At 62.5% G+C, this 24,379-nt stretch carries 21 protein-coding genes; 15 read left to right on the top strand and 6 right to left on the bottom strand.

Annotated elements, in window-relative coordinates:
* Positions 1 to 4 precede the first annotated feature (4 nt).
* Entirely contained in the window at positions 5 to 1,129 is a 1,125-nt protein-coding gene (locus JFC13_RS05895) for a DUF3866 family protein (protein WP_198396186.1), read from the bottom strand.
* A gap of 88 nt (positions 1,130 to 1,217) precedes the next feature.
* Here JFC13_RS05895 and JFC13_RS05890 point away from each other — a divergent pair, with 88 nt between their 5' ends.
* The 5 genes from JFC13_RS05890 (at position 1,218) to JFC13_RS05870 (ending at position 7,000) form a co-directional block, all read left to right on the top strand.
* Positions 1,218 to 2,192 (top strand): helix-turn-helix transcriptional regulator, encoded by a 975-nt coding sequence (locus JFC13_RS05890; RefSeq protein WP_198396185.1) that lies wholly within the window; start codon positions 1,218 to 1,220, stop codon positions 2,190 to 2,192.
* Positions 2,176 to 3,063: a WYL domain-containing transcriptional regulator gene (locus JFC13_RS05885; protein ID WP_198396184.1), complete on the top strand. Its 888-nt coding sequence runs from the start codon at positions 2,176 to 2,178 to the stop codon at positions 3,061 to 3,063. The genes JFC13_RS05890 and JFC13_RS05885 overlap by 17 nt, the downstream gene beginning before the upstream one ends.
* Before the next feature lie 100 nt (positions 3,064 to 3,163).
* Entirely contained in the window at positions 3,164 to 3,445 is a 282-nt protein-coding gene (gene tatA / locus JFC13_RS05880; protein ID WP_198396183.1) for a Sec-independent protein translocase subunit TatA, read from the top strand.
* A gap of 56 nt (positions 3,446 to 3,501) precedes the next feature.
* Entirely contained in the window at positions 3,502 to 4,269 is a 768-nt protein-coding gene (gene tatC / locus JFC13_RS05875; RefSeq protein ID WP_198396466.1) for a twin-arginine translocase subunit TatC, read from the top strand.
* A 7-nt stretch (positions 4,270 to 4,276) separates the two neighbouring features.
* Entirely contained in the window at positions 4,277 to 7,000 is a 2,724-nt protein-coding gene (locus JFC13_RS05870) for a DEAD/DEAH box helicase (protein WP_198396182.1), read from the top strand.
* A 106-nt stretch (positions 7,001 to 7,106) separates the two neighbouring features.
* On the opposite strand, the gene secA2 is transcribed toward JFC13_RS05870, so the two are convergent.
* Positions 7,107 to 9,368 carry an accessory Sec system translocase SecA2 gene (gene secA2 / locus JFC13_RS05865; protein ID WP_198396181.1) on the bottom strand — a complete coding sequence of 754 codons (2,262 nt, stop codon included), beginning with the start codon at positions 9,366 to 9,368 and terminating at the stop codon, positions 7,107 to 7,109.
* Between the two features lie 42 nt (positions 9,369 to 9,410).
* The gene (locus JFC13_RS05860; RefSeq protein ID WP_332839346.1) at positions 9,411 to 11,126 is read right to left on the bottom strand and encodes a 5'-3' exonuclease H3TH domain-containing protein; all 1,716 of its coding nucleotides are present in this window, start codon (positions 11,124 to 11,126) and stop codon (positions 9,411 to 9,413) included.
* A 77-nt stretch (positions 11,127 to 11,203) separates the two neighbouring features.
* On the opposite strand from JFC13_RS05860, the gene JFC13_RS05855 reads away from it, so the two are divergent.
* Both JFC13_RS05855 and JFC13_RS05850 read left to right on the top strand, forming a co-directional pair.
* Positions 11,204 to 12,157, top strand: a complete 954-nt coding sequence (locus JFC13_RS05855) for a metal-dependent hydrolase (RefSeq protein ID WP_198396464.1) — start codon at positions 11,204 to 11,206, stop codon at positions 12,155 to 12,157.
* A 284-nt stretch (positions 12,158 to 12,441) separates the two neighbouring features.
* The gene (locus JFC13_RS05850; RefSeq protein ID WP_198396180.1) at positions 12,442 to 13,215 is read left to right on the top strand and encodes a polyprenol monophosphomannose synthase; all 774 of its coding nucleotides are present in this window, start codon (positions 12,442 to 12,444) and stop codon (positions 13,213 to 13,215) included.
* Between the two features lie 108 nt (positions 13,216 to 13,323).
* Here JFC13_RS05850 and JFC13_RS05845 read toward each other — a convergent pair whose 3' ends face one another.
* The gene (locus JFC13_RS05845) at positions 13,324 to 13,665 is read right to left on the bottom strand and encodes an RNA polymerase-binding protein RbpA (protein WP_143921669.1); all 342 of its coding nucleotides are present in this window, start codon (positions 13,663 to 13,665) and stop codon (positions 13,324 to 13,326) included.
* A gap of 77 nt (positions 13,666 to 13,742) precedes the next feature.
* A complete protein-coding gene (locus JFC13_RS05840; protein WP_198396179.1) occupies positions 13,743 to 14,486 on the bottom strand; it encodes a glycerophosphodiester phosphodiesterase family protein in 744 nt (247 codons plus the stop codon).
* 55 nt (positions 14,487 to 14,541) lie between these two features.
* Here JFC13_RS05840 and JFC13_RS05835 point away from each other — a divergent pair, with 55 nt between their 5' ends.
* Complete coding sequence (locus JFC13_RS05835; protein WP_232488264.1) at positions 14,542 to 14,865, top strand: hypothetical protein; 324 nt, start codon at positions 14,542 to 14,544, stop codon at positions 14,863 to 14,865.
* 316 nt (positions 14,866 to 15,181) lie between these two features.
* Complete coding sequence (locus tag JFC13_RS05830) at positions 15,182 to 15,877, top strand: septal ring lytic transglycosylase RlpA family protein (protein WP_332839345.1); 696 nt, start codon at positions 15,182 to 15,184, stop codon at positions 15,875 to 15,877.
* A gap of 16 nt (positions 15,878 to 15,893) precedes the next feature.
* Here the strand turns inward: JFC13_RS05830 and JFC13_RS05825 are convergent, their stop codons facing one another.
* The gene (locus JFC13_RS05825) at positions 15,894 to 16,880 is read right to left on the bottom strand and encodes a helix-turn-helix transcriptional regulator (RefSeq protein WP_232488263.1); all 987 of its coding nucleotides are present in this window, start codon (positions 16,878 to 16,880) and stop codon (positions 15,894 to 15,896) included.
* Positions 16,881 to 16,944: 64 nt separating this feature from the next.
* Here JFC13_RS05825 and JFC13_RS05820 point away from each other — a divergent pair, with 64 nt between their 5' ends.
* The 6 genes from JFC13_RS05820 (at position 16,945) to JFC13_RS05795 (ending at position 24,194) form a co-directional block, all read left to right on the top strand.
* Positions 16,945 to 17,916: an SDR family oxidoreductase gene (locus tag JFC13_RS05820; RefSeq protein ID WP_198396175.1), complete on the top strand. Its 972-nt coding sequence runs from the start codon at positions 16,945 to 16,947 to the stop codon at positions 17,914 to 17,916.
* A gap of 102 nt (positions 17,917 to 18,018) precedes the next feature.
* The gene (locus tag JFC13_RS05815; RefSeq protein ID WP_198396174.1) at positions 18,019 to 19,371 is read left to right on the top strand and encodes a flavin monoamine oxidase family protein; all 1,353 of its coding nucleotides are present in this window, start codon (positions 18,019 to 18,021) and stop codon (positions 19,369 to 19,371) included.
* Positions 19,372 to 19,395: 24 nt separating this feature from the next.
* Entirely contained in the window at positions 19,396 to 20,940 is a 1,545-nt protein-coding gene (locus tag JFC13_RS05810; protein ID WP_198396173.1) for an APC family permease, read from the top strand.
* Positions 20,937 to 21,380, top strand: coding sequence for a helix-turn-helix transcriptional regulator (locus tag JFC13_RS05805; protein ID WP_198396172.1), 444 nt, complete (start codon positions 20,937 to 20,939; stop codon positions 21,378 to 21,380). The genes JFC13_RS05810 and JFC13_RS05805 overlap by 4 nt, the downstream gene beginning before the upstream one ends.
* A 1-nt stretch (position 21,381) precedes the next feature.
* On the top strand, positions 21,382 to 21,801 hold the full coding sequence (locus JFC13_RS05800) for a VOC family protein (RefSeq protein ID WP_198396171.1): 420 nt from the start codon (positions 21,382 to 21,384) through the stop codon (positions 21,799 to 21,801).
* 5 nt (positions 21,802 to 21,806) lie between these two features.
* Positions 21,807 to 24,194 carry an ATP-binding cassette domain-containing protein gene (locus tag JFC13_RS05795; protein WP_198396170.1) on the top strand — a complete coding sequence of 796 codons (2,388 nt, stop codon included), beginning with the start codon at positions 21,807 to 21,809 and terminating at the stop codon, positions 24,192 to 24,194.
* Positions 24,195 to 24,379: the final 185 nt, after the last annotated feature.

Here is a 24,379-nt window from a genome sequence, read left to right as displayed (position 1 = left end):
AGACTCAGATCTCGGCAGCCAATCTGCCCGCCGCGGCAGCAGCGAGAAATGCTGCTGCATCGGCGGGCAGTTTTCGTCCCATCGTCGACAGGCCCACCGGCGAGGACTTGAGCCCTGACCACAGACCCTCCAGGCTGACACTGACCTGATCATGCATGTGCAGCATCGGCAGCTGTGCGGCCGCGACCTCGGCCACGACGGAGGGGTCGGTCTCCATGTCACGGCGGTCAGCCTCGGCGAGGGTGGAGAAGTCTGGGACCGGAATCGTCATTCCGGGGCGGGCGATCTCGGCCAGAGACGTCAGAGAATGGTGGGAGACTCCGAAATGCCTGCCGCGGGCATCTGCATTGGACATGCGCAGGACGCCGACAGGGGTCCCACCCAGCAGAGCAGCCGCATTGAGGTGCTCACCGGTGACAAGGCCGGAATATCCGTATTTGGTTCCGGTTCCCAGGTTTCCCGGCCCCTGCGCGACGATGGCGATATCGGCACCGAGGACATGTTTGGCGGCGAGCAGACCCGTGTGAATCGTCACAGCCTCAAGATCGGCGCCCCAGGATTGGCCGGTGCTGATGGATCCGTGCAGCCAGCCTGCGTCCTTCAGCCCGGCCGCTGCCTGGGAGAAGCTGGCGGGCAGAGCCGCACCGTCGCTGAGGACGTAGGCGATGCGGAGCTCGGGATTGACTGTGCGGATGCCGGCGATGATGGCGGGAAGAGCCGAATGCAGATCCGCGACGAGCACGGGCATCCCCCCCAGAGACTCTTCCCTTGCGAGGGTCTCATGGTGCTCAGATTCCTGATCATCGACGCCGAGGACCATTGTCTGCAGAGGGGAGTAGCGGTCCTTGACCAGATGCCCTGGACCCTCAGCAGGGTCGGCCGGCAGTGCATCGGGCAGAGCCACGACGAGACCGAAACCACCGGTGCCCAAGCGTTTGGCCAGAGCCGAGACATTGAGCAGGACCGTGTCCCCGACCTGCGGATGCCCGACGGCGTCGGTATAGGCGACTGCCTTGATGCTGGTGATCGTCGTGCCCGGCAGCGCCTGGTCAATATCGGCCTCGACCTCTGTGTATCCTGGCCGGGTGGAGCGAATCGTGGTCACGGTTCCTCTGCGCCAATGAATCATGGTCCTAAGACTATCGCCCGCATTAGGTTACGGTGGAATTGTGAATACACCCCGCCCCAGCAGACAGAGGCAGCAGACGGAACGTCTGATGAACCTGCTGATCGCTCTGAGAGCCGCCCGCGGATGGGTCTCGAGGAAGACTCTGATGAGCGCCATCGACGGCTACGCGGGACTTGACGACATCGCCTTCGACCGCAAGTTCTCCCGCGACAAGGAGCTTCTGCGGCACATGGGGATCACGATCGCCACTCGCGCCGAACATGACGCCTACTCGGATGTGGGGGAGACGGGTTACCGGATCTCCGCCGACGACTACGCGATGGACGACGTTGAGCTCACGCCCTCCGAGGCGGCAGCGGTGGCAGTTGCCGCACAGTTCTGGTCCGACACCGAACTCGGTGAGTCCAGTGCGCAGGCTCTGACGAAGCTGCGCGCCCTGGGCATTGACCTGACCGAGGCAGGACCTGGGCACGTCGAAGCCAATCAGGGGCCCGCAGCACGCAAGCTCGGCAGTGCGAACTTCGCCACTGCCCTCCACCACATCAACGCCCGTGAGGCGATCAGCTTCAAGTACCACAAGCCCGGGCAGAGCCCCCGCAAGGTCAAGCTCGAACCCTATGCGCTGCTCAGCCGCGGTGACAGGGTCTACCTGCTGGGCCACGACATCGACCGGCAGGCCCAGCGCACGTTCCGCCTCTCCCGGGTCGAGGGCAAGCTGACGAAGCTCGGCGGACGGGACCCCGGTGACTATGACATCCCCGCGGACTTCGCCCCACATGTGGCACTGAGCTCGAGCACGGAGATGGCTGTCGTCGCTGAGGCGAAGCTGCGCATCCGCGCCCACCGTGCGGACCCCCTGCGCCGACGACAGGTGCGCACGGAAGATGATGCCGTGATCATCGAGTTCACCGATGCCGCATCCCTGGCCGCAGAGATCGTGAGCTTCGGCACCGCCGTCGAGGTGCTTGCCCCGGTCGAACTGGCCCAGGCTGTCGAGGACCGACGGCACACAGTCAGAGAGTCCCTCGAACGACTCGGAGGTCGCAATGTCCTCAGCGCGTGAACGACTCACCCGGCTGCTCAGCCTGGTCCCGTATCTCGATGCCCACCCGGGAGCCGACCTGGAGGAGACCGCGGCCTACTTCAACATCGATTCGGACACCCTCATCGATGACCTGCAGCTCCTGTTCGTGACAGGTCGACCCGGCCACATGCCCGATGACCTCATCGACGCCAGCTGGGAAGGTGGGAAGATCTACATCTCCAATGCTGAAGAGGTCTCCGTCCCTGTCCGGCTCAGTGCCGAAGAGGCCGGAGTCCTCGTCCTGGCCCTCGAACTCATCGACACCCTGCCCGGGCTCGACACCGAGGCGGTCCGGACGGCGGCGTCGAAGCTGCGACTGGCTGCGGGGGAGAACCTCCACACGCCTGTCGAGGTCAGCCCCATCCCCGCGGACGAGGAGCTGATGACGTTCCTCAAGCAGGCGATCGACACGGAAGCGGCGGTCGAGATCGACTACTACGTCGGTTCCCGAGATGAACTGACCCGGCGGATCATCGCCCCCAGCAGGCTGGTGCCCGGGGCAGACTGGTACCTGGACGCGTGGTGCTATGCCGCTCAGGCTCCACGCCGCTTTGCCCTGAGCAGCATTCGCTCCTGGACTCCGGCTGCGCATCCGCCGCTGACCGTCAGCACCTCGCAGTCGAGTGCGCGGGAGGTCACCATGACGCTGTCCGCAGCGGGTGCATGGCTCGCGGATGAACTCGAGCTGAGCGAGCGTGAATACTTCGCCAACGGTGAACCAAGTGTGCGAATCAGGTTCCTGGTGCACTCCGTGGACTGGTTGAGTCGATTCCTGCTGTGCCATGCCGACGTCATCACCGACATCGACGACAGCGAAGCGGTGGACGCCGCACTGACGCGACTGGGCTGAAACCGGTCCTCGCACATCGGAACCAGCAGTGCGGCGAGGATGAAAGGCACAGCCACACAGCGTAGAATCTTTCAGAGCAGACAATAGTCAAGGAGTCCCCATGAAACCGAGTTTCGTGCAGATCGCGATCGTGATCCTCATCATCGTGATCATTTTCGGCGCCCCCAAGCTGCCGGCGCTGGCCAGAAGCCTGGGTCAGTCGATGAAGATCTTCAAATCAGAGGTCAAGGATCTCCGTGATGATGACGAGCCCAAGAAGACCGAACCGGGCGAGCTCAACCGCGAGGCAAGCGAGAACGACACCTCGTCGACCGCCGAGGCTGCCCGACAGCCTGAGCAGGCTGCACAGGAAAAGCAGGATCCGCAGTCTCGCGAGAAGTGAAAGAGCAGCACGACCGGCGATCGTCCTCGGCGCGTAAGAAGAACCCTGAGCGGAAGATGCCCGTTGTCGGGCATCTCATCGAACTCCGGAATCGTCTCCTTGTCGCGGCGATCGCGATCGCCCTCGGTGCCGTCGCCGGATGGTTCCTCTACGATCCGGTCCTCGACATTCTGCAGGAGCCGATCCGCAGCATCCGTGCCTCGGGCGACCGGACCGCTGAGATCAACTTCGCCGGAGTCGCCTCCCCGTTCGATCTGAAGATCAAACTGTCGTTCTTCATCGGCATCTTCCTGTCCTGCCCGATCTGGCTCTACGAAGTCTGGGCATTCATCGTTCCGGGGCTGACGAAGAAGGAGAAGCTCTACTCGCTCGGCTTCCTCGGTGCCGCGATTCCACTGTTCCTCGCGGGATCGACCATGGCCTTCTTCGCCCTTCCCAACGCAGTCAAGGCGCTGACGTCGTTCACCCCGGCAGGCGGCACGAACATCATCCCTGCCCAGGATTACCTGAGCTTCGTGATGGTCATCATCGTGGTCTTCGGTCTGGCGTTCGTTCTTCCGGTGCTCATGGTCGGGCTCAACATGATGGGCATCCTTTCGGCCGCACGGATCCAGAAATCCTGGCGGGTGATCGTGATGATCGTGTTCCTGTTCGCGGCCATCGCCACCCCCACTCCCGACGCATTGTCGATGTTCTTCCTCGTGATCCCGATGATGACGCTGTTCTGCGTGGCATGGGTGATCTGCGTGTTCAGCGACCGGAGACGTAAGAAGAGGCTCATCGCCCAGGGCCTGTGGGTCGACCCCGACGAACCGATTGACTGAGAGAAGCATGACTGAATCCATGAGCCCGCTCGAACCCTCGGCAAACGCTGAGCCGTTGAGTCCTTCGGCGGCCTATGCCGACTATCGAGACAGGTCGAAGAAGGCGCAGACCCCCTTGGGGCGGTTCGCGGCCAGGACCGACTTCGATCTCGACGACTTCCAGCTCGAGGCGTGCACGCAGCTGCAGGAAGGCAAGGACGTTCTTGTCACTGCGCCCACCGGTGCCGGCAAGACTCTGATTGCGGAATTCGCTGTCGAGCTGGCCAGGGACGAAGGCAAAAGGGTCTTCTACACCACCCCGATCAAGGCGCTGAGCAACCAGAAGTTCAACGACCTCATGGAAGTCCATGGTGTCGACAACGTCGGGCTGCTCACTGGTGACACCTCGATCCGGCGTGATGCGCCGATCATCGTCATGACCACAGAAGTCCTGCGCAACATGCTGTACAACGACCTGTCGGGACTCTCCGACCTCGGGTTCGTCGTCCTCGACGAGGTCCACTACCTCGCCGATCGATTCCGCGGTCCCGTATGGGAAGAGGTGATCATCCACCTGCCGGACCGGGTGCAGATGGTATCGCTGTCGGCGACCGTCTCCAACGTCGAGGAGTTCGGCGCCTGGCTGCGTGAGGTACGTGGACCCACAACCGTCATCTCCACCTCCCACCGCCCGGTGCCGCTGGTCAACCATGTTCTCGTCGGCCACCGCATGTATGATCTGTTCACTCACCACGACTCCGACCGGATCGATCCCGCACTCAACCATGCCACCCGGACCCATGGTGGGCCCCGCTCGAAGCGCGAACGAACCACCCGTGCCCGATTCCGCAGGCCCAGCCGAACCCAGGTCGTGTCCTCTCTGGCAGAGACTGGGATGCTTCCGGCGATCATGTTCATCTTCTCCCGAAATGCCTGCGACGAGGCGGTGGAACAGTACCTGGCCTCCGGATTCGACCTGAACTCCCGTGAAGAGAAGGTCATCGTCAATGCCGCGCTGGAGAAGCTGCGCGATGAGCTGGCCAGCGAGGACCTGGGCATCCTCGGATTCCACTCGTTCAGGGAAGGCCTACTGTTGGGAGTCGCCGCCCACCATGCGGGGATGATCCCGCAGTTCAAACAGCTCGTCGAGGAACTCTTCTCCCAGGGCATCATCAAGGTCGTCTTCGCTACCGAGACCCTGGCCCTGGGCATCAACATGCCTGCACGCACAGTGGTCCTCGAGAAGCTCGTGAAGTTCAACGGTGAGGCCCATGTCTCGATCACGCCGGGGGAGTACACCCAGCTGACCGGACGTGCCGGGCGCCGCGGCATCGACAAGATCGGCCACTCCGTCGTCATCTGGCACCCCAGCTTCGAAGTCAACGAGATCGCAGGACTCGCCTCCAACCGCTCCTACGCGCTCAATTCCGCGTTCGGACCCACCTACAACATGACGGCGAACCTGCTGTCGCGGATGAGTTCGGCGGAGGCAGCGAAGGTTCTTGAGACCTCGTTCGCACAGTTCCAGGCCGACAAGGCCGTCGTGGGGCTGGCGAAGAAGGTGCGCAAGAACGAAGCGACGATCGGAGCCTACGAGAAGTCGATGCAGTGCGAGCTCGGGGACTTCGCCGAGTATGCGCGTCTGCGGCAGGCCATCAGCGATACCGAGAAGCAGGAGACTCGCACCAAGTCGAAGAACCGGCAACGTGAGATCGTCGAGTCGCTGAGTACACTCAAGGTCGGCGACGTCGTCACCCTGCCCGCGAAACGAGTTGAGGGCACTGCCGTCATCATCGCGCCCATGAGCTCCCGCGACGGAGGTTCACGGCTGCCGACGGTGCTGACCGAACAGGGCAAAGTCTGGCACCTGCGTCCCCACGAGGTGACCGAACCGCTGGCAGCACAGGGACGGGTTCGTGTGCCGAAGAAGTTCAATCACAGGCAGGCGGGGGACCGGAGGCAGCTGTTGGGCATCCTCAACGATGCCAAACACGATGGCAAGGTCGATCCAGATGCCCAATGGGAATCCTCATCCGGTGCTTCTGGTGTCAGTTCGAGCGTGTCGGAGATGACCGCGCAGCTGCGAGCTCATCCCTGCCACGAGTGCCCGGACCGCGAAATGCACGCCAGGTGGGCCAACCGAGCGGCCAAACTGGTCAAGGAGAACGATTCGCTCATCGCCCGGATCGAAGGCCGAACGACGTCGATCGCTCTCGTGTTCGAACGAGTTCAGGATGTGCTGCGCACGCTGGGCTTCGACCCCGAACAGTCCGATATGCTGCGTCGGATCTACGGGGAGCGCGACCTGCTGGTGGCGCTGACCATTCGCGCGGGACTGTGGGACAACCTCGTCGAACCTGAACTCGCAGCATTCGCCTCGTGCTTCGTCTTCCAATCCCGGCGCGGTGACACCCTCCATCCGGATCGTGCCCCGAGCCGCGACCTCAAGGTCAACGGTGATGAAGCAGTGACGATCTGGCGCAAGCTGTTCCAACTTGAGGAGCAGCACGCCCTGTCCACGACACAGGAACCCGACAGGGGGCTGTTCAAGCCGATGTACCGCTGGACCGAAGGCAAGAACCTTGCCGACTCCCTGCGCGGTACGGACATCGCCGCCGGGGACTTCGTCCGGTGGGCCAAGCAGAGCCTTGACCTGCTCGGTCAGGTCGCGGAGGTGGCCGAACCGGAGACTTCGGTGCGCATCCGTCGGACAATCGAAGCGATCCGCCGCGGAGTCGTCGCCGACTCCTGATCGACAGATAGTTCCGACCTCAGCAGCGGGATCTGGCTCAGCAGCGGGATCGTGACGACAGCAAAATGGGCCCGCCTTCAGACATGAAGACGGGCCCAGATGCGTCTCAGCGCTTGACCTTCTTGACGATGTTCTCGATGTCCGAGCCGAACGCGCTCTCCGTGGTCAGATAGGTCCACGTCGACGACGGACGCTTGAGCCCGTGCGATTCCAGATCGATTCCGGAATCCGTGAACTCTGCCTCTTCGACCGTCGACGCTGAATCCTCGATGACGTCGGACCAGAACGAGGAGAAGACGCGGATGGACTCCGTGTTGAACGCCTCATGCGGCTTTTCACGTGCGAAGGTGCGCAGATGGATGCCCTCACGCAGATCGTTGAGGAAGGCGAGGTGGTCGACCCAGCGTGAGTCAAGATGGAACAGCATCACTTCGCGCAGCGTCGCGTCGACGAGCTCCTGCGAATGCTCGTCCGCCAGATCCTTCGCCACATCGCCGAGGCGCCCCTTGAGCTCGTCGACGGCCCCATCATCGACACGCAGCTCTTGGCGTCGAGCGAGGACGAGGTCACGCTGCTTGGCCATGAGCTCGTTGAACTTCCAGGTGTCGCGGTGCAGTGCCGTGTTCTGACCTTCAGCGACGCGCTGAGCGTGTTCGACGAGACTCAGCGCCCGCTTTGACTCGATCCACCCGGTCTCATCTCCTTCGGAGACGAAACGTTGGATCTCCGGGACACGAGTCAGCAGCTCATCTTCGAGGCTGGTGAAGAACACAGACGTTCCCGGATCGCCTTGGCGTCCGGCGCGACCGCGCAGCTGATCATCAAGACGTGAGGATAGGTAGCGCCCAGCACCGATGACCAAGAGCCCGCCAGCATCGGCGACGCTGTCATCGGCCAGGCGGATATCGGTGCCGCGTCCAGCCATCTGGGTCGACACCGTCACCGCCCCGGGGGCACCGGCGGCCGCGATGACCTCAGCCTCGAGCGAATCGTCCTTGGCATTGAGAACGGCAACATCGATGCCGCGTTCGATCAGCCGAGCCGCCAGCGATTCGCTTTCCGCCACCGAGGACGTGCCGATGAGCACGGGACGATCCTTGGCATGGTTGTCGGCGACCTCGTCGACGATCGCGCGTTCCTTCGACTCCTGATACGTGTAGAGCCTGTCAGGTTCGTCGATGCGGATGACGGGCAGGTGCGTGTCGACGGGGACGATCTCAAGGTTGTAGAACTCGCGCAGGTCATCGCCGACAGCCAGTGCGGTTCCCGTCATACCGCAGACGGTCTCGTAGCCGTGGATGAGCTCTTCGACGGTCATCTGGTCGAGGATCTCACCGCTTTCAGTGGTGCCGACGCCTTCCTTGGCCTCGACGGCTGCCTGCAGTCCGTCTGGCCAACGCTGCAGTTCGGCCACACGCCCACGGGAAGCCGAGATGAGTTTGACCCGTCCGTCGACGACAAGATAATCGACATCACGTTTGACCAGGGACTTCGCATACAGGGCCAGGTTGACCGCGGCGAGATCGGACGCGTCTTCACCGAAGAGCTCGACGTCGAGTTCAGCTTCGACACGGTTGATTCCCTCGTCGGTGAGCGAGACCGCTTGATGATCCGGGCTGATCTCGTAATCGATGCCGGGCTCGAGGGTCTCGACGAGTGCCGCGATCGCAGCATTGGCGTCTTCGACGCTGGCCGATCCGGCGAGGACGAGGGGGACACGTGCTTCGTCGATGAGCACAGAGTCAGCTTCGTCGACGATGACGACATCACGCTCCGGAACGCGAATCTGGTCGTCATCGGTGACGAAACGGTCGCGCAGCACGTCGAAGCCGACCTCCGTCACGGAAGCATAGAGAACCTCAGCACCATAGCCTTCGCGTCGCTCGGACTCACTCTGAGTACCGGAGATCGATGCCGACTTGACGCCGAGGAGGTCGAAGAGGGGCTTCATCCAGGTGCGGTCGCGAACAGCGAGATAGTCGTTGACGCTGACCACGTGGACTCGACGACCCTGGAGAGCGTAGCCGGCTGCGGCGAGAGCGCCGACGAGGGTCTTGCCCTCACCGGTGGCCATCTGCACGATATTCGCCTGCAGCAGTCCCACCAGGCCCTTGATCTGCGTGTCATAGGCGCGCTCGTCGAGAGACCGTTCGGCAGCCTCACGTGCCAACGCACAATAGCGAACGAGATTGTCCTGCGCGGAGCCTGAGGTGAAGATGTCGGCAGCGGCCTCTGTCAGCTCGCTGTCATCCATCTTCGCGTACTCACGACTCGCGGCCGCCATATCGTCAGCGGCCCTATCGAACCATCCCGTGGCTTTGTCGGCCTGTGCGCCGGGTCGGTTGAGCAGTCGTGAAAAGAAACCCATTATCGTCCTTCGTCGAGTGATGGTGGCAATTGATTCTATCGTTCAGGCCATGGGCCAGGAGCCATCGACGACGGCCTCGGCGTTGCCCTTTCTGCGCAACCAAGACTGCAGATCAGCGGCCTGTGCGCGTTTCCAGTCGCCCTGGGCGGACATGATATCGGCCCGGGTCAGATTCGCGATTTCCTCCGAGCTCTCGGCCAACGCTCGGGAAATGTCCAGGGCGGCAAGGGCATCCGCTGCGGCGTCGTGCGCGTCGAGCAGGGTGACCTTCCATCGTTTGGCTGTCTCCGTGAGAGTCCGTTTGCCACGACGGAACTGCTCGATGCGCTTGTCCAGGACAAATGTATCGACGATCGTCGGCAGCAGTGCCGCAAAATCGATATGGGGCTGATGACGTTTGACTTCGGCCGCCATGACGCTGAGGTCATAGACGATGTTGTGGCCGACGACGACGGCGCCTTCCGATCTGAGATCTGACAGAACCGTGCAGAGCTCGGCGACCACCTCTGCCACCGGGGCGCCGTTGGCTTGGGCGAATTCGGTGGTGATTCCATGAACGGCTCGCGCCGGTTCGGGAATTTCGACGCCGGGGTCGGCCAGCCAGGTGCGTGAGTTGTCGACGGATTCGACGAATGCAGCAGTCACGATTCTGGCAGTCGACGGGTCGACGCCGGTCGTCTCGAGATCGAAACCGACCAGCCGCGACTGCGACCAGGAATCGGCGGTGGATGAGCTCGGAACCGACGCGGCCGAAGGCTGCGGAGCAGGCGCCTGGATCGGAGCGATCGTGCTTGTGCCGGTGGCCATGAGGGAGGGCCGTCCCGACGCCTTCGCGCCGGAGTCCGTGTCGGCGCTGCCGAGGGCGGCGATGAGGTTGTCGACCGAACGGCGGATGTTCTGGCCACGGGCCGCCATCTCCACCGCAGGGCGATCGAGCTCGCCGGGCACGGACTCGAGATCGAGTCCATGAGCGACATCGGTCAGGCACCGCATGACCTCGATGGTCTTGTAGAGCGTGTCCTCCTCTTCGATCAGCGTGGCCGCTCGTTTGGGGCTGAGACCACCGGTCTTCACACCGGCCTTTGCGGCCTTGATGATCGATGCGAGGGAACCGAAGTTCGAGAGCAGCGTCGCTGCGGTCTTCTCTCCGATCCCCGGTGCACCAGGCAGACCGTCCGAAGGATCGCCGCGCATCGCGGCGAGCTCACGGTATCGGGTTCCATCGGGCACACCATAGGCCTCGGGCAGATCTGCCTGGGTGATGGCCTCCCACTCTCCGCCCTTGCGTGGGCGAAGCACACTGACGTCTGCGGCCGCATCGATGAGTGCGAGCAGATCACGATCGGGGGAGACGATGACTACAGGGGTGCGCGACTGGGCGGCCATGGTCGCGATCACGTCATCGGCTTCGGTCCCGTCCACCTCGGCGATGGGGATTCCTGCGGCCCGAAGAACACGAGTCATGATCGGCAGCTGCACAGCCAGCTCGGGCGGGATCTCCGTGCCTGCTTCGGCATCTTTGATCCGGGCCGCCTTGTATTCGGGCATGATCGCGGTTCGGAAGGCTGGCCGCCAATCCGCGTCCATGGTCGCCACGACTCGTGGGGAGTCGAATCGGCGGATCATCTGCGCGATCGCATCGAGGACGCCGCGCACGGCATTGACCGGCTGGCCTTCGTCGTTGACGATCGAATCGGGGACCGAGTAGAAGGCACGGTAGTACAGGGCGGGCGTATCGATCAGAACCAAGGGCTTCACACTCGTTGACGATACCCGACACCCCTGACTCGAGTGCAAAGACGCGGACACGGAGGTGTAGCCTATCGGCTGTGACTATGTACTTTGGTGGAGATGTATACAGCAGTGTCGACCCCTTTGCGACCGCCCTGGGCACGAAGGACGGGAAGGTCTCGTTCATCGGTTCCGATGAGGCAGCACGTGCATCGGAGCCCGACGCAATCAACCTCGACGGGGACTTCCTCACCCCCGGTTTCGTTCACGCGGGGCTGACTCTTCGCGAGGGCGGCCCCGACGGTGACCAGCTCGTCGAATCCGGTTTCACCCACGTGCATGTCCTCGGTGCCGCTGAGGCCGTACGGGACTTCAGCGAACGCGCGCCCAGGACTCTGAGGATCGTCGCGTATCCCGATATCGGCGCCGAGACCGCTCCAGCGGCGGACCCGACCACGGACAGAGCGAGCATCGCTGCGCTCGACTTCCTCCGGCTCGAGACGTTGCCGGAGACGGCCCTGTACATCCAGGTCGAGTCGAACCAGCGCCTCGGCGAGGTCCTGGACCGTGTGCGCGACCATGCCGCACTGGCACAGCGCAACGGATACCGTCTGCTGCTGAACTTCAGCGTCGACGAGGACTTCATCACGCCGTTGGGCTACTCCGGCATCGCGATCACCCTCGACCCTGCGCAGCCGCAGCCTTTGGCGCAGCTGCTCTCGGCAGGTGCCCAGGTGTCGTGGACGGACTCACAGGGTTCACCGTGGGGTACTGTGCGCTCGGCCGTTGTCGGCGAGAACGGAATCGGAGCTCGCGCAGCGTTCAACGCAGCCACCCGGTTCGCTCACCGTGCCGCTGGCAACCCGGACGGTGGAGTCCTCGCCCCTGGAGCCGACGCAGACTTCGTGCGCTGGCAGGTCGAACGACTCGTCGTTCAGGTCGCAGATGCGCGCGTTGCCGCGTGGAGCACCGATCCGCGTTCGGGCACACCCGGACTGCCAGAACTCTCACCCGACGTGGTGCTGCCGACTCGCATAGCACTCAGCGAGGATGTGTAGAACCCGTCGATGCGGTGACGTTCGACACTGAGTGGACGATTCAAGACGACACGCCGACAAGCGAAGTATTTTTATCATTCTGTCTTACGTCTGACCTGGAGATTTGAACATACGCCCAGGTCAGAGCGATTTTGCAAAGATCACGGCAGCCACTAGATTCGTTGTTGACATTCCACAGCAGCTGGGATGGAGCCGGCACTCTCGTCATTAGATAACTCGTTTCCCAACGTGGTCCGAAGGCGAGGGTGTCGGCTCATATTTTCCGTCCGGCGCGGCGTATTGTTGTGGCCGTGGTTTCTAAGACTCTGGTCGTCATTCCGACCTACAACGAACGACTCGCTCTTCCTGTGACATTGGCCGGTCTGTTCGAGAATCAGCCCGTCGTCGACGTTCTCGTCGTCGACGACGGTTCACCCGACGGCACCGGTGAATGGGTCGATGAGCAGGCACGCACCGATCCACGTCTGCATGTTCTGCACCGCAGTGAGAAATCCGGTCTGGGTATGGCCTACATTGCAGGATTCGAATGGGCGCTGGAGCGCGACTACGACATCATCTGCGAGTTCGACGCCGACGGATCTCACCGTCCCCTGGACCTCGGGCAGCTTTTGGCAGTGGCCCAGGCGGGACATGCCGACCTCGTCATCGGCTCGAGGTGGGTTCGGGGCGGGGCGATCGTCGACTGGCCCCGCTCCCGCTTCTTCCTCTCCCGCGGAGCCAACATCTACGTCAACGCGGTCATGGGCCTCGGGGTCAAGGACGCGACTGCAGGGTTCCGTGCGTATTCGCGACAGGTGCTGGAGAGCCTCGATCTCTCCGGAGTGCAGTCTCAGGGCTACTGCTTCCAGATCGACATGACCTACCGCACGGTCGAGGCCGGATTCCGTGTGGCCGAGGTTCCCATCGTCTTCGTCGAACGCGAACTGGGCGAATCGAAGATGAGCGGATCGATCATCTCCGAGGCATTCACCAAGGTGGCCGGTTGGGGTCTGACCCGCCGCAGACGACAGGCTCGAGGCTTCATCGAGCGACTCGCTGCTCGCAGGTCGGCTTCCTGAGGGCGCTGGGTCAGCTCCGGGCAGTCAAGAAGGGCGGGGTGCAGGTCCGATGACCTGCACCCCGCCCTTCCTGCTCAGGTGTGCTCGTGGGATTCAGTGCAGAGGCCCTCAGGCTTGCGCAGGAACCTCACCGCGGCGAACGGCAAGTCGCTCATCGAGCAGAACCTGAAGTTCGTCGAAGGAACGGCGCTCGAGCAGCATGTCCCAGTGGGAGCGCACATGCTTGCCCGGCTCACCATCCGGCTCGTTCACGCCGACACGGGTGCCGACGCCGTGGATGCCCGAATCCCAGGTGGAGGGAACTTCGGCCTCGATCGAGAAGGGAACCTTGAACCTGGTTCCGTCTTCGCACTCGAATTCGACCATCTGGCGAGGCGCCGGTTCGACGCCCTCTTCCGTTTCCAGGCTGCGTGAGCCCAACTGTGTTCCGCGGAGACTGCGTTCGCTCATATCTCTCTCACCTTCCGACTCGACTGCAGACGTCTCATACGAAAGAACAGTCTACCGTCTGTGCCTATTCCCAGCACTCAGGTCCGAACCGCGAGCTCCCGCAGCCCCGCCGGAACGTCGTCGGTGACGATTCCATCGACGTCGAGGTCGAGGAGGACGCGCATCGAAGCCGGGGCATTGATGGTCCATACATGAACCGCCAGACCCGACCGGTGAGCCCGAGACACGAAGTCCTCTGTGATGACGGGTACGCCCTTGAAGGACATCGGCACCTGCAACGAGTCGAGGCCGACCGGCAGGGGACAGGGCCCGGACTCGGCCACACCGGGCAGCCCTCCCGCCGCAAACAGCGCGGATTCCAAGACTCCCGCCGAGGTTCGGACCCCCGGCAGGGCCTGTCGCAGGCTGCGCAGGGTCGAAGACGAGAATGAAGCAAGCCGGATTCTCCCTTCGGCGTTGAGGCTGCGGACGAAGCGAACCATCGGCGCAATGCTGCGAGCAGCCTTGACATCGATGTTCCATGCCGCCTCCGGAATCGACTCGAGGAGAGCCGACAGTCGGGGCAGATGACCACCGGCCAGGAGTTCGACGGAGTCGAGTTCGGTGGCGGTGAGGTCGCGGATGTGGTGCGGACGATCGGCAATGCGGTCCAGGTCGGCATCATGGGCTGCGAACAGGATGCCGTCGGCCGAGGCGTGGACGTCGGTCTCCATCCACCGCACACCTGCCCGATGGGCGGCGGTGAATGCCCCAAGAGTGTTCTCACTCATACCGGGCCACTTCCCGCCTCTATGGGCGATGATCTCTGCCTGAGAATTCATGGTCCAATCCTATGTTGCTGTTGACCTTGGAGTCGGGGTCGACAACTATGGAGACATGAGCCGAACACAAGATCCGATCGAACCTGATTACGTCATCGATTCCACTCAGAGGACACCGACCGAGAAGGCGCGTTCGGCCGCCACCAGAGCCTACGGTGCGGCCAGCAGCAGTGTGAGGAACGCTCGCGAGGCGACGTCGGGTTCCCGCCTCATTGAAACGACCGAGGCGAACGTGAAGAAGGCGCTGGGCAATGTCTCCCAGGCGATCGACGACGCTGTGCGCAGTGGGAAGGTCGAACGTGCTTTCGACAAAGCACAGGAAACAGTGACCACCGGTGCCGATGGCATGCGGAGACTGGTGACGCGCAAGTCGAAGTGATCTGAGATCCATCAATGCGGCACGCTCGTGGAGCGTGCCGCATTGCTTTTGTAACAGTTTCTTAATTACACTGTCTTCAGGTAACGATCCGATAACTTGGAGCCAGTGTTGAGGTGCACTCGATCATTGAGTCTCCCAGTTGCCGAAACACGGCCAATGACTACGAGGACTCACTGTGGGAAAACACTCTTCGCCCCGTTCGACAACGACGGGCTCTCTCTTCTCTGCGCTCAAGGCGCCTAAAAAGAAGCCCGGACGGCATTCGCCGCAACGAGCCGATAGCGCTGGGAACACCGCAGGGGGAGTACTGGCATCGGTGCGTTCACGCCCGGTCCTCTCCGCATTCATCGTTCCCACGGTGGCGACCGCCGCAGTCGTGGCCTCCAGCTTGGCGATGGTCCCCGACAGCACGAGCGGTGGCCAGCGAGTCGTTGCTGAGGCCCCAGTCGTCGCAGCAGCCGAAGCGACACAATCCCCAGACGAGTCCCTGGCCAAAGCGAAGAAGCAGGCCAAGGAGAAGCCGGGCAAGATCACTCTCGAGTCCAAGATCGAGACACCGAGCCCGACCCCGACCGAGTCCGCAACCAAGGACACCGCAACCAAGGACTCGGCAAGCAAGGATTCGACGAGCGAGGATGCCTCCACCGGCGGCTCAGACTGGAAGGAGCCGACGCCCGATGCCAACGACGCTCCGTCTAAGTCCGGCGACTCCGCAGGTCAGTCCGGTACCTGCCCGATGTCGTACTACGGTGGAGGCGACGGATTCGATGGTCGAAAGACTGCCAGCGGCGAGCCATTCGATACCAACAAGCTGACCGCAGCGCATAAGTCACTGCCGTTCGGCTCGCAGGTGAAGATCACCAACACAGCCAACGGAAAGTCCGTGACGGTGCGCATCAATGACCGTGGCCCCTATCACGGCAGTCGCTGCATCGACCTGTCCAAAGCGGCTATGGAAGCGGTCGGCGGGGTCGGAGCCGGGCAGATCAACGGCAAGTACGAGGTTCAGTAAACGTCGTTCTGATTCCTCAGAGGCCGTTGCATACAGCTGTGCGACGTGCTTGTTCGCGCAGCGCCGTACGGACTGCCAGAGGTGATATCACCTCGACCCCGCCAATGGTGATCAGCTGCGATACAGCGACATCCGATGGCTCCATCGGCAGGTCGACGACAATTGCTCCCTCTGCTGAGGAGGCACCATCTGCCATCGAGGCGGCCTCGATCGAGGCGGCCTCGATCGAGGCGGCCTCGATCGCCTCGTCCGTGATTCGACCGGGAACCGCACGTCGCAGATCGCCGAGGCTGTCGTTGGGTACCCGCAGTTTCACCGTCGCAGATCGGATCGAACGGTCGAATTCGATCTGAGACCTCGCCCAGTAGTCGCCGAGGTGGAAGCCCGGCGGGCGTGAGACTGAGACGTAGTGCAGTCTGATCTCAGTGATGCGCGAGACCCGGTAGGTCCGTGGCCTGCCACCAGGGGTCTGTGCGGCCAGATACCAGCGCCCTGCCTTGACGACGAGGCCCAATGGTATGACGGTGCGAATCAGGCGATCCCTGCCGTTTGCGTAGTCGAATCGCAGACCCCGGTGCGAACGCAGTGCCGCCACGATGACTGAAAGCTCATCCGGGCGCTCGTGTGTCATGAACCAATCTGGCCCGTCGATGAGCACATCCGATGAGAAGACTGAATCTGTCTCGGAGAGGATCTTCTCCCGTGCGGTCGCCAGCTCCCCGGAGTACCCGAGATCAGCCGCAGCGAAACCTCCGATGAGCACGGAATCCAGCTCATCACGGGTCATCCCCGACAGGGGAGAGGTCCAGGACCCGAGCAGACTGATACCACCGCCCGGACCGGACTCCGTCACGACGGGGACTCCCATCCGAGACAGATCACCGAGGTCGCGATAGACAGTGCGCTGCGTGACCTCGAGGCGAGTCGCCAGACACGCAGCAGTGATGGGCACCGACCGCGCGCTGAGGATGACGATCTCCGACACCAACCGTGCTGCCTTCATACCCACCAAGAATAATCATGGACACTGACATAGCGTGTCAGCGATTGCACGAGAAGGTGTCACCATGACTTCTCACAACGAATCGACCGCATCCCAGTCCGCTCCTCTCAACCAGCGGTCACTCACCGACCGAGTGGCACTCGTTGCCGGCGCCACACGCGGTGCCGGACGTGCCATCGCTCGGGAGCTCGGTCGAGCCGGTGCCTTCGTGTACTGCACCGGACGATCAACCTCGACTCGGCCCTCCGACTACGGCCGGAACGAGACCATCGAGGGCACTGCCCAACTGATACGCGCAGAAGACGGCCGCGCCGAGGCGATCATCTGCGATCACCTGCAACCGGCAATGATCGACGAGGTGGTCCGGACGATCGATGAGCAGCACGGACGACTCGACATTCTGATCAACGACATCGGAGGAGAGGCCTATGTCTCCTGGGGCGAAAAATTCTGGGACACCGACTTCGACGCCGGAATGCGGCTGGTGAATGCAGGACTGCTCACGCACCTGAACACGGCGCACGCCGCCTTGCCACTGCTCACTCGCAGACCCGGAGGTCTGCACATCGAGATCACCGATGGAACGTACGAGTTCAATTCCTCGCACTACCGGGAGAGCATCTATCTCGATCTGACGAAGACCGGCGTCAGCCGACTGGCGTTCGGGCTCGGCCACGAACTGGCGGAATCGGGATGCACAGCCGCAGCGATCACTCCCGGCTGGCTGAGATCGGAGATGATGCTCGATCTCTTCGCCACGACCGAACAGAGCTGGCTCGAGGACTCCCTCGACCCAGCACGTGAGGTGCCGCCTGCAGATTTCGCGATATCGGAGACTCCGCAATTCCTGGGACGGACGCTCGTGGCACTCGCATCCGATCCCGACCGACACCGTTTCAATACGAGAACCCTCAACAGCTGCGAATTGGGCGATCTCTATGACATCGACGATATCGATGGTTCCCGGCCGGATTCTTGGGCGTTCATGGCAGCCAAGGAGGCCGACTCGGGCGCGGACGCACGTGACTACCGCTGAAACCGATTTCGCACCGTCGCAGTCGATCCCGAACCCGCCTTGGCAGGGTGATGTTCCCTGGTTACTGTGAGCACATAAGCGGAACTTTCGAAGGAGTGCGGAATGTCGGATCGAACATGCGATGTGGTCATCGTCGGAGCCGGTCCGACCGGCCTGAGCGCGGCGAGGACGCTGCAGGCTGCAGGCAAAGACGTTGTCGTCCTCGAAGCAAGGGACAGGGTCGGCGGTCGCACCTGGACCGATCACATCGACGGGCAGATGTACGAAATCGGTGGCCAGTGGATCTCACCGGACCAGACGGCGCTGCTTCAACTCGTCACTGAGCTGGGCAAGGAAACCTACCAGCGCTACCGGGAGGGCGACAGCGTCTATATCGCACCCGATGGCACCCGCACCGCCTACAGCGGCGATATGTTCCCGGTGGGGAAGTCCACCCAAGCAGAGATGGAACGTCTGATCGCGAAGTTGGACGAGCTCGCCGTCCGCATCGGACCGATCGCCCCGTGGGACGCCGAAGACGCCGCCGAACTCGATTCGGTGTCCTTCCACCATTGGCTCCGGAATCAATCCGACGATGAGACCGCGTGCGCGAACATCGGCATGTTCATCGCTGGGGGAATGCTGACCAAGCCCGCCACCGCATTCTCCGCACTGCAGGCGATCCTCATGGCCGCCTCGGCGGGATCGTTCACTCATCTCGTGGATGACCACTTCATCCTCGACCGCCGTGTCGTGGGAGGAATGCAGTCGGTCTCCGAGCAGATGGCAGCCGAACTCGGCGAAGGCGTCGTCCACCTGGACAGCCCCGTCCGCACGATCGAGTGGACCGACGATTCCGTGAGAGTCGGCGCCGATGCGATGAACGTGTCGGCCGCGTGTGCCATTGTGGCCGTCCCGCCGAACCTGTACTCGCGCATCAGCTACACCCCGCATCTGCCGCGCCTCCAGCAGGTCTTCCACCAGCACCAGTCGATGGGCCTCGTGATCAAGGTCCACGCCACTTATCAGACACCGTTCTGGCGAGAAGACGGCCTGTGCGGAACCGGATTCGGTGCCGGGCAGCTGGTGCAGGAGGTCTATGACAACACCAACCACGGCGAAGAACAGGGGACGCTCGTCGGATTCATCTCCGACGTCAATGCCGATGCCATGTTCGCCCTCGACGAGGACACCCGCAAGCAGCGCATCCTAGAATCACTGGCCGACTTCCTGGGCCCGCAGGCCCTGGAACCCGAGGTGTTCTACCTGTCTGACTTCGGGGCCGAGGAGTGGACTCGAGGCGCCTATGCCACGAGCTACGACCTTGGGGGACTGCACCGGTGGGGACAGTTCCAGAACGATCCAGTCGGCCCCATCCATTTCGCGAGTTCGGACATCGCAGCACATGGTTACCAGCACGTCGACGGTGCGGTCAGAATCGGGCAGGACACTGCCGAAAAGATTCTGAGCACCTGAAATCACGCTTGAAAGGTTGAGCTGATGACCTCGGCAACTCCAATTCCCAGCGCGCCCGGAAGCCCATCCGATGGCACCGGCTCGGGCCTGAGCTCGAAAGGGCTGTCCGCGGGCAAGGTCGGAGCCATCGGCGGTGCCATCATCGGCATCTCCTGCATTGCTCCTGCCTACACACTGACCTCGGGTCTTGGACCGACGATTTCGCAGGTCGGAGTCCACACTCCGGCGATTCTGCTGATCGGCTTCGTTCCGATGCTGCTCGTCGTCTTCGGATACCGCGAGCTCAACACCGCCATGCCCGATTCCGGCACCACCTTCACCTGGGCGACACGTGCCTTCGGACCGTGGCTCGGCTGGATGGGAGGGTGGGGGCTGATCTCGGCCACGGTCCTCGTACTCTCGAACTTGGCCGCAGTGGCCGTGGACTTCCTGTTTCTGCTGTTGGCTCAGATCTTCTCCGACCCCGGGATCGCCGATCTCACACGAGTGCTGTGGATCAACATTCCCGTCACCGTCCTCCTGACTGCGGGTGCCGCATGGATCTCCTATCGGGGTGTCGAAGCAACCCAGAAGATTCAAGTCTGGCTGGTGGCCTTCCAAGTCCTTGCCCTCGGTTGGTTCGTCATTGCGGCATTCGTCCACGTGTCCAATGGCACCGCCTTCGACGCGACACCGGTCGAACTCGGCTGGTTCAACCCCGCCGAGGCCGGCGACTTCTCGACCGTCGCGGCGGCGGTGTCCCTGTCGATCTTCCTCTTCTGGGGCTGGGACACCGTCATCACCATGAACGAAGAGGCGAAGGACCCACAGAAGACTCCAGGCCGCGCAGCAATGCTCACGATCGTGGCCATCGTCATCATCTACCTCGCCTGCACCGTCGCCGTCATCTCCTTCGCCGGAGTCGGCACAGACGGATTGGGGGCAGGGAATCCGGAGAATCAGGAATCCATCTTCGCGGCCCTCGCCGGACCAGTGATGGGGCCCTTCGCGGTCCTCGTCTCGATCGCCGTCCTCTCGAGTTCCGTGGCCTCGCTGCAGTCGACGATGGTCTCACCCTCACGCACGATCCTTGCCATGGGCCACTACGGTGCTCTGCCGAAGAAGTACGGCAACATCTCACCCAGGTACAAGTCACCATCGGTGGCCACTGTCACCTCGGCGGCGGCCGCGATCATCTTCTACGTCGTCATGCGGCTGCTGTCGGAAAACGCCTTGTGGGACACGATCACAGCATTGGGCCTCATGGTCTGCTTCTACTACGGTGTGACCGCTCTGGCCTGCATCTGGTACTTCCGCCGGTCGCTGTTTGCGGGGGCAAAGAACTTCTTCTTCAGGTTCCTCTTCCCACTGGTCGGGGGAGTGACCCTGCTGGTGATCTTCGTGACGACCGCGATCGACTCCCTCGACCCCGACTACGGCTCAGGATCCTCGGTCTTCGGCATCGGACTGGTCTTCGTGCTGGGCATCGGAGTCCTGCTCCTGGGCGTGGTCATCATGATCATCCAATCCCGCAGGCATCCCGGCTACTTCCGTGGTGAGACCCTGACCCAGGGAGTCCACGAGGGGTGAACACGTTCAGCAATGGCCATGTGCCTGTGCACCAGCTGGTCCTCCTGCGACGCGTGCGCGACCGGATCGACAGAGAGTTCGACCGTCCCCTCAACGTTGAGGAGCTCGCAGCCGGGGTGCACATGTCAGCCGGTCACCTCAGCCGCCAGTTCAGAGCCGCGTACGGTGAATCGCCCTATTCGTATCTCCTGACGCGTCGGATCGAACGGTCCATGGCGCTGATCCGTCGCGGTGACCTGTCGATCACGGATATCTGCTTTGCGGTCGGATTCTCGTCGTTGGGCACTTTCAGCACCCGGTTCAGCGAACTCGTGGGGCTCTCACCGTCTCGATATCGTGCCGGGGTCGCCCAAGGTGATCACGACTTGCCCACGTTCATCGTCAAGAATGTTCTTCGACCCGTCAGGAATCGAGAAGTGCCGCCCGGCGACCCGAACTAGGATGACGATCATGAATATCTCGATCAACGCCAGCTTCCTGCCCCACACCGATGCCGAGGCGTCGTTGACCTTCTACCGCGACGTTCTGGGTTTCGAGGTCCGCCTCGATGTCGGATCCGGACAGATGCGGTGGCTGACAGTCGGCCCCGAAGGCCAGCCTGACACCTCGATCGTGCTCACTCCCGCGATCACCGACCCGACCATCAGCGATGCCGAACGCGAGGTCATTGAGTCCCTCATGGCCAAGGGCAGCTATGCGGCCATCGTGTTGGCCAGCACGAACGTCGATGAGGCCTTCGCCGAGGTGGAGGCCAGGGGAGCAGACATCGTGCAGGAGCCGATGGACCAGCCCTACGGTCTGCGGGATTTCGCACTGCGTGACCCGGCCGGCAACATGATCCGCGTCCAGCAGCGCGGCTGACCGGCATGCAGCATCAAGCCGACAACCATGAGCTGATTCGTGTCCAGGGTGCTCGTGAGAACAATCTCAAGGGCATCTCCGTCGACATTCCCAAACGACGACTCACCGTTTTCACCGGTGTCTCCGGGTCCGGCAAATCGTCCTTGGTCTTCTCGACGATCGCCGCCGAATCCCAACGTCTGATCAACGAGACCTACAGCGCCTTCGTCCAGGGGTTCATGCCCGCGATGGCGCGACCTGAAGTGGATGTGCTGGACGGCCTGACCACCGCCATCATCGTCGATCAGGAACGCATCGGAGCCAATCCGCGCTCGACCGTGGGCACGGTCAGCGACATCAATGCGAAGCTGAGAACTCTGTTCTCCAGGGTGGCTCAGCCGAACCTCGGGACGACCAATGCCTACTCGTTCAATGTGGCCTCGATCAGCGGCAAGGGCGCCGTGACCATCGACAAAGGCACCGACGAACAGGTCGAGCGACGGACCTTCACCGTCAACGGCGGCATGTGCCCGCACTGCGAGGGAATGGGCACAGCCACAGACATCGACATCGCCGAGGTGGTCGACGAGTCGAAATCTCTCAACGAGGGCGCGATCACGATACCGGGATACAAACCCGGTGGGTGGACTGTGCGGTTCTACTCCGAGTCGGGCTATTTCGACCCGGACAAGGCGATCGCTGACTATTCAGAGGACGAACGGCACTATCTTCTCTATGCCGAGGGCGAGAAGATCGTCATCAACGGCACGAACATGACCTTCGACGGTCTTATTCCGCGGATCAGGCGTTCGTTTCTGTCCAAGGACCGCGACGCGATGCAGAAGCATGTGCGGGAGTTCGTCGACCGGGCAGTCGTATACACGCAGTGTCCCGAGTGCGCCGGCACGAGGCTGAACGCTGCGGCTCGCGGATCTTCGCTGGCAGGACTCTCCATCGCCGATGTGTGTGCTCTGCAGATCTCTGACCTCCTCGACTGGCTGACACAGATCGACGACGGGGGAGTCGGCCCTCTTGTGAGGTCGCTGACGGCAGATGTTCAGGCCTTCGTCGACATCGGACTCGGGTACCTCTCCTTAGACCGTTCGGCTGGTTCGCTGTCCGGGGGAGAGGCTCAACGGATCAAGCTCGTGCGTCACCTCGGATCCTCGCTGACGGATGTCACCTATATCTTCGACGAACCGACGATCGGACTGCACCCTCACGACATCGCCGCGATGAACGGGCTGCTCATCGCATTGCGCGACAAGGGCAATACCGTCCTCGTCGTCGAACACAAGCCCGAGACCATCAGAATCGCCGATCACATCGTCGATCTCGGGCCTGGGGCGGGAACGGCCGGTGGAGAGATCTGCTTCATCGGAAGCCTCGATCAGCTCACAGCCAGCGACACGCTCACCGGCAGGCACCTGAACGACCGCGCCCAGGTGAAGAAGACAACTCGCGAACCCACCGGGCATCTCGAGATCAGGGGAGCGAAGACGCATAACCTGCGCGACGTCGATGTCGATGTGCCGCTGGGTGTGATCACCGCCATCACGGGAGTGGCCGGTTCCGGCAAGAGCACTCTCATTGCAGGATCACTGCGTCGCCGGGACGGCGTGATCATGATCGACCAGGCGGCGATCAAGGGCTCGCGTCGCAGCAACCCGGCCACCTACACTGGCATGCTCGAGCCGATCCGTAAGGCCTTCGCCAAGGTCAACGGCGTCAAGCCCGCTCTGTTCAGTGCCAATTCGGAAGGGGCCTGTCCGGTCTGCAATGGTGCCGGAATCATCTACTCCGACCTCGGAATGATGGCGGGAATGTCGGCTCCTTGTGATGTGTGTGAGGGCAAGGGATTCCAGGCGGAAGTCCTCGACTACACTCTGGCCGGCAAGAACATTCGTGAGGTGCTCGATCTGCCGGTGACTGCGGCGATCGACTACTTTGCCGCAGGGGAGTCACGAATCCCTGCTGTCAGCAAGATCCTCGGGCACCTCGCCGAGGTGGGTCTCGGCTATATCAGTCTGGGTCAGCCGCTGACGACCCTGTCAGGTGGCGAGCGGCAGCGCCTCAAACTGGCTACGCATCTCTCAGCCAAAGCTGCGGACTCTGCACCTGTCATCATCCTCGACGAACCGACGACGGGCCTGCATCTTGCCGATGTGGAGAACCTGCTGGACATGCTGGATCGTCTCGCAGATGCAGGGAAGACGGTCATCGTCATCGAGCACCATCAGGCGGTCATGGCCCACTCCGATTGGATGATCGATCTGGGTCCCGGTGCTGGTCACGACGGTGGCCGAGTTGTATTCGAAGGCACTCCGGAACAGCTCGTCGCCTCTGCTTCAAGGCCGAACATGACATTGACCGCTCAGCATCTGGCGGCCTATGTCTCAGGTGTTTCAGCCTGACGAGTCTCAGGTGTTTCAGCCTGACGACGGGGGAGCCAAACACAGTCAGGGGAGTCGTCCATGGGCGCAGCGCGTTCAGTTCGCGTTGTGGCTTCTGTGCGTCGATTCTGAGGGCTCAGGGGTGGATTCCGGTTCACTCCTTGCGTCAGATCCGTTACCGTGTATAACGGCTCGGTAACGACCGG

It is taken from the genome of Brevibacterium antiquum (genome assembly GCF_016107655.1).
Lineage (GTDB): Bacteria > Actinomycetota > Actinomycetes > Actinomycetales > Brevibacteriaceae > Brevibacterium > Brevibacterium antiquum.
The sequence above is the reverse complement of the archived record's forward strand: the minus strand, read 5'-3'. Positions and strand labels throughout refer to the sequence as shown.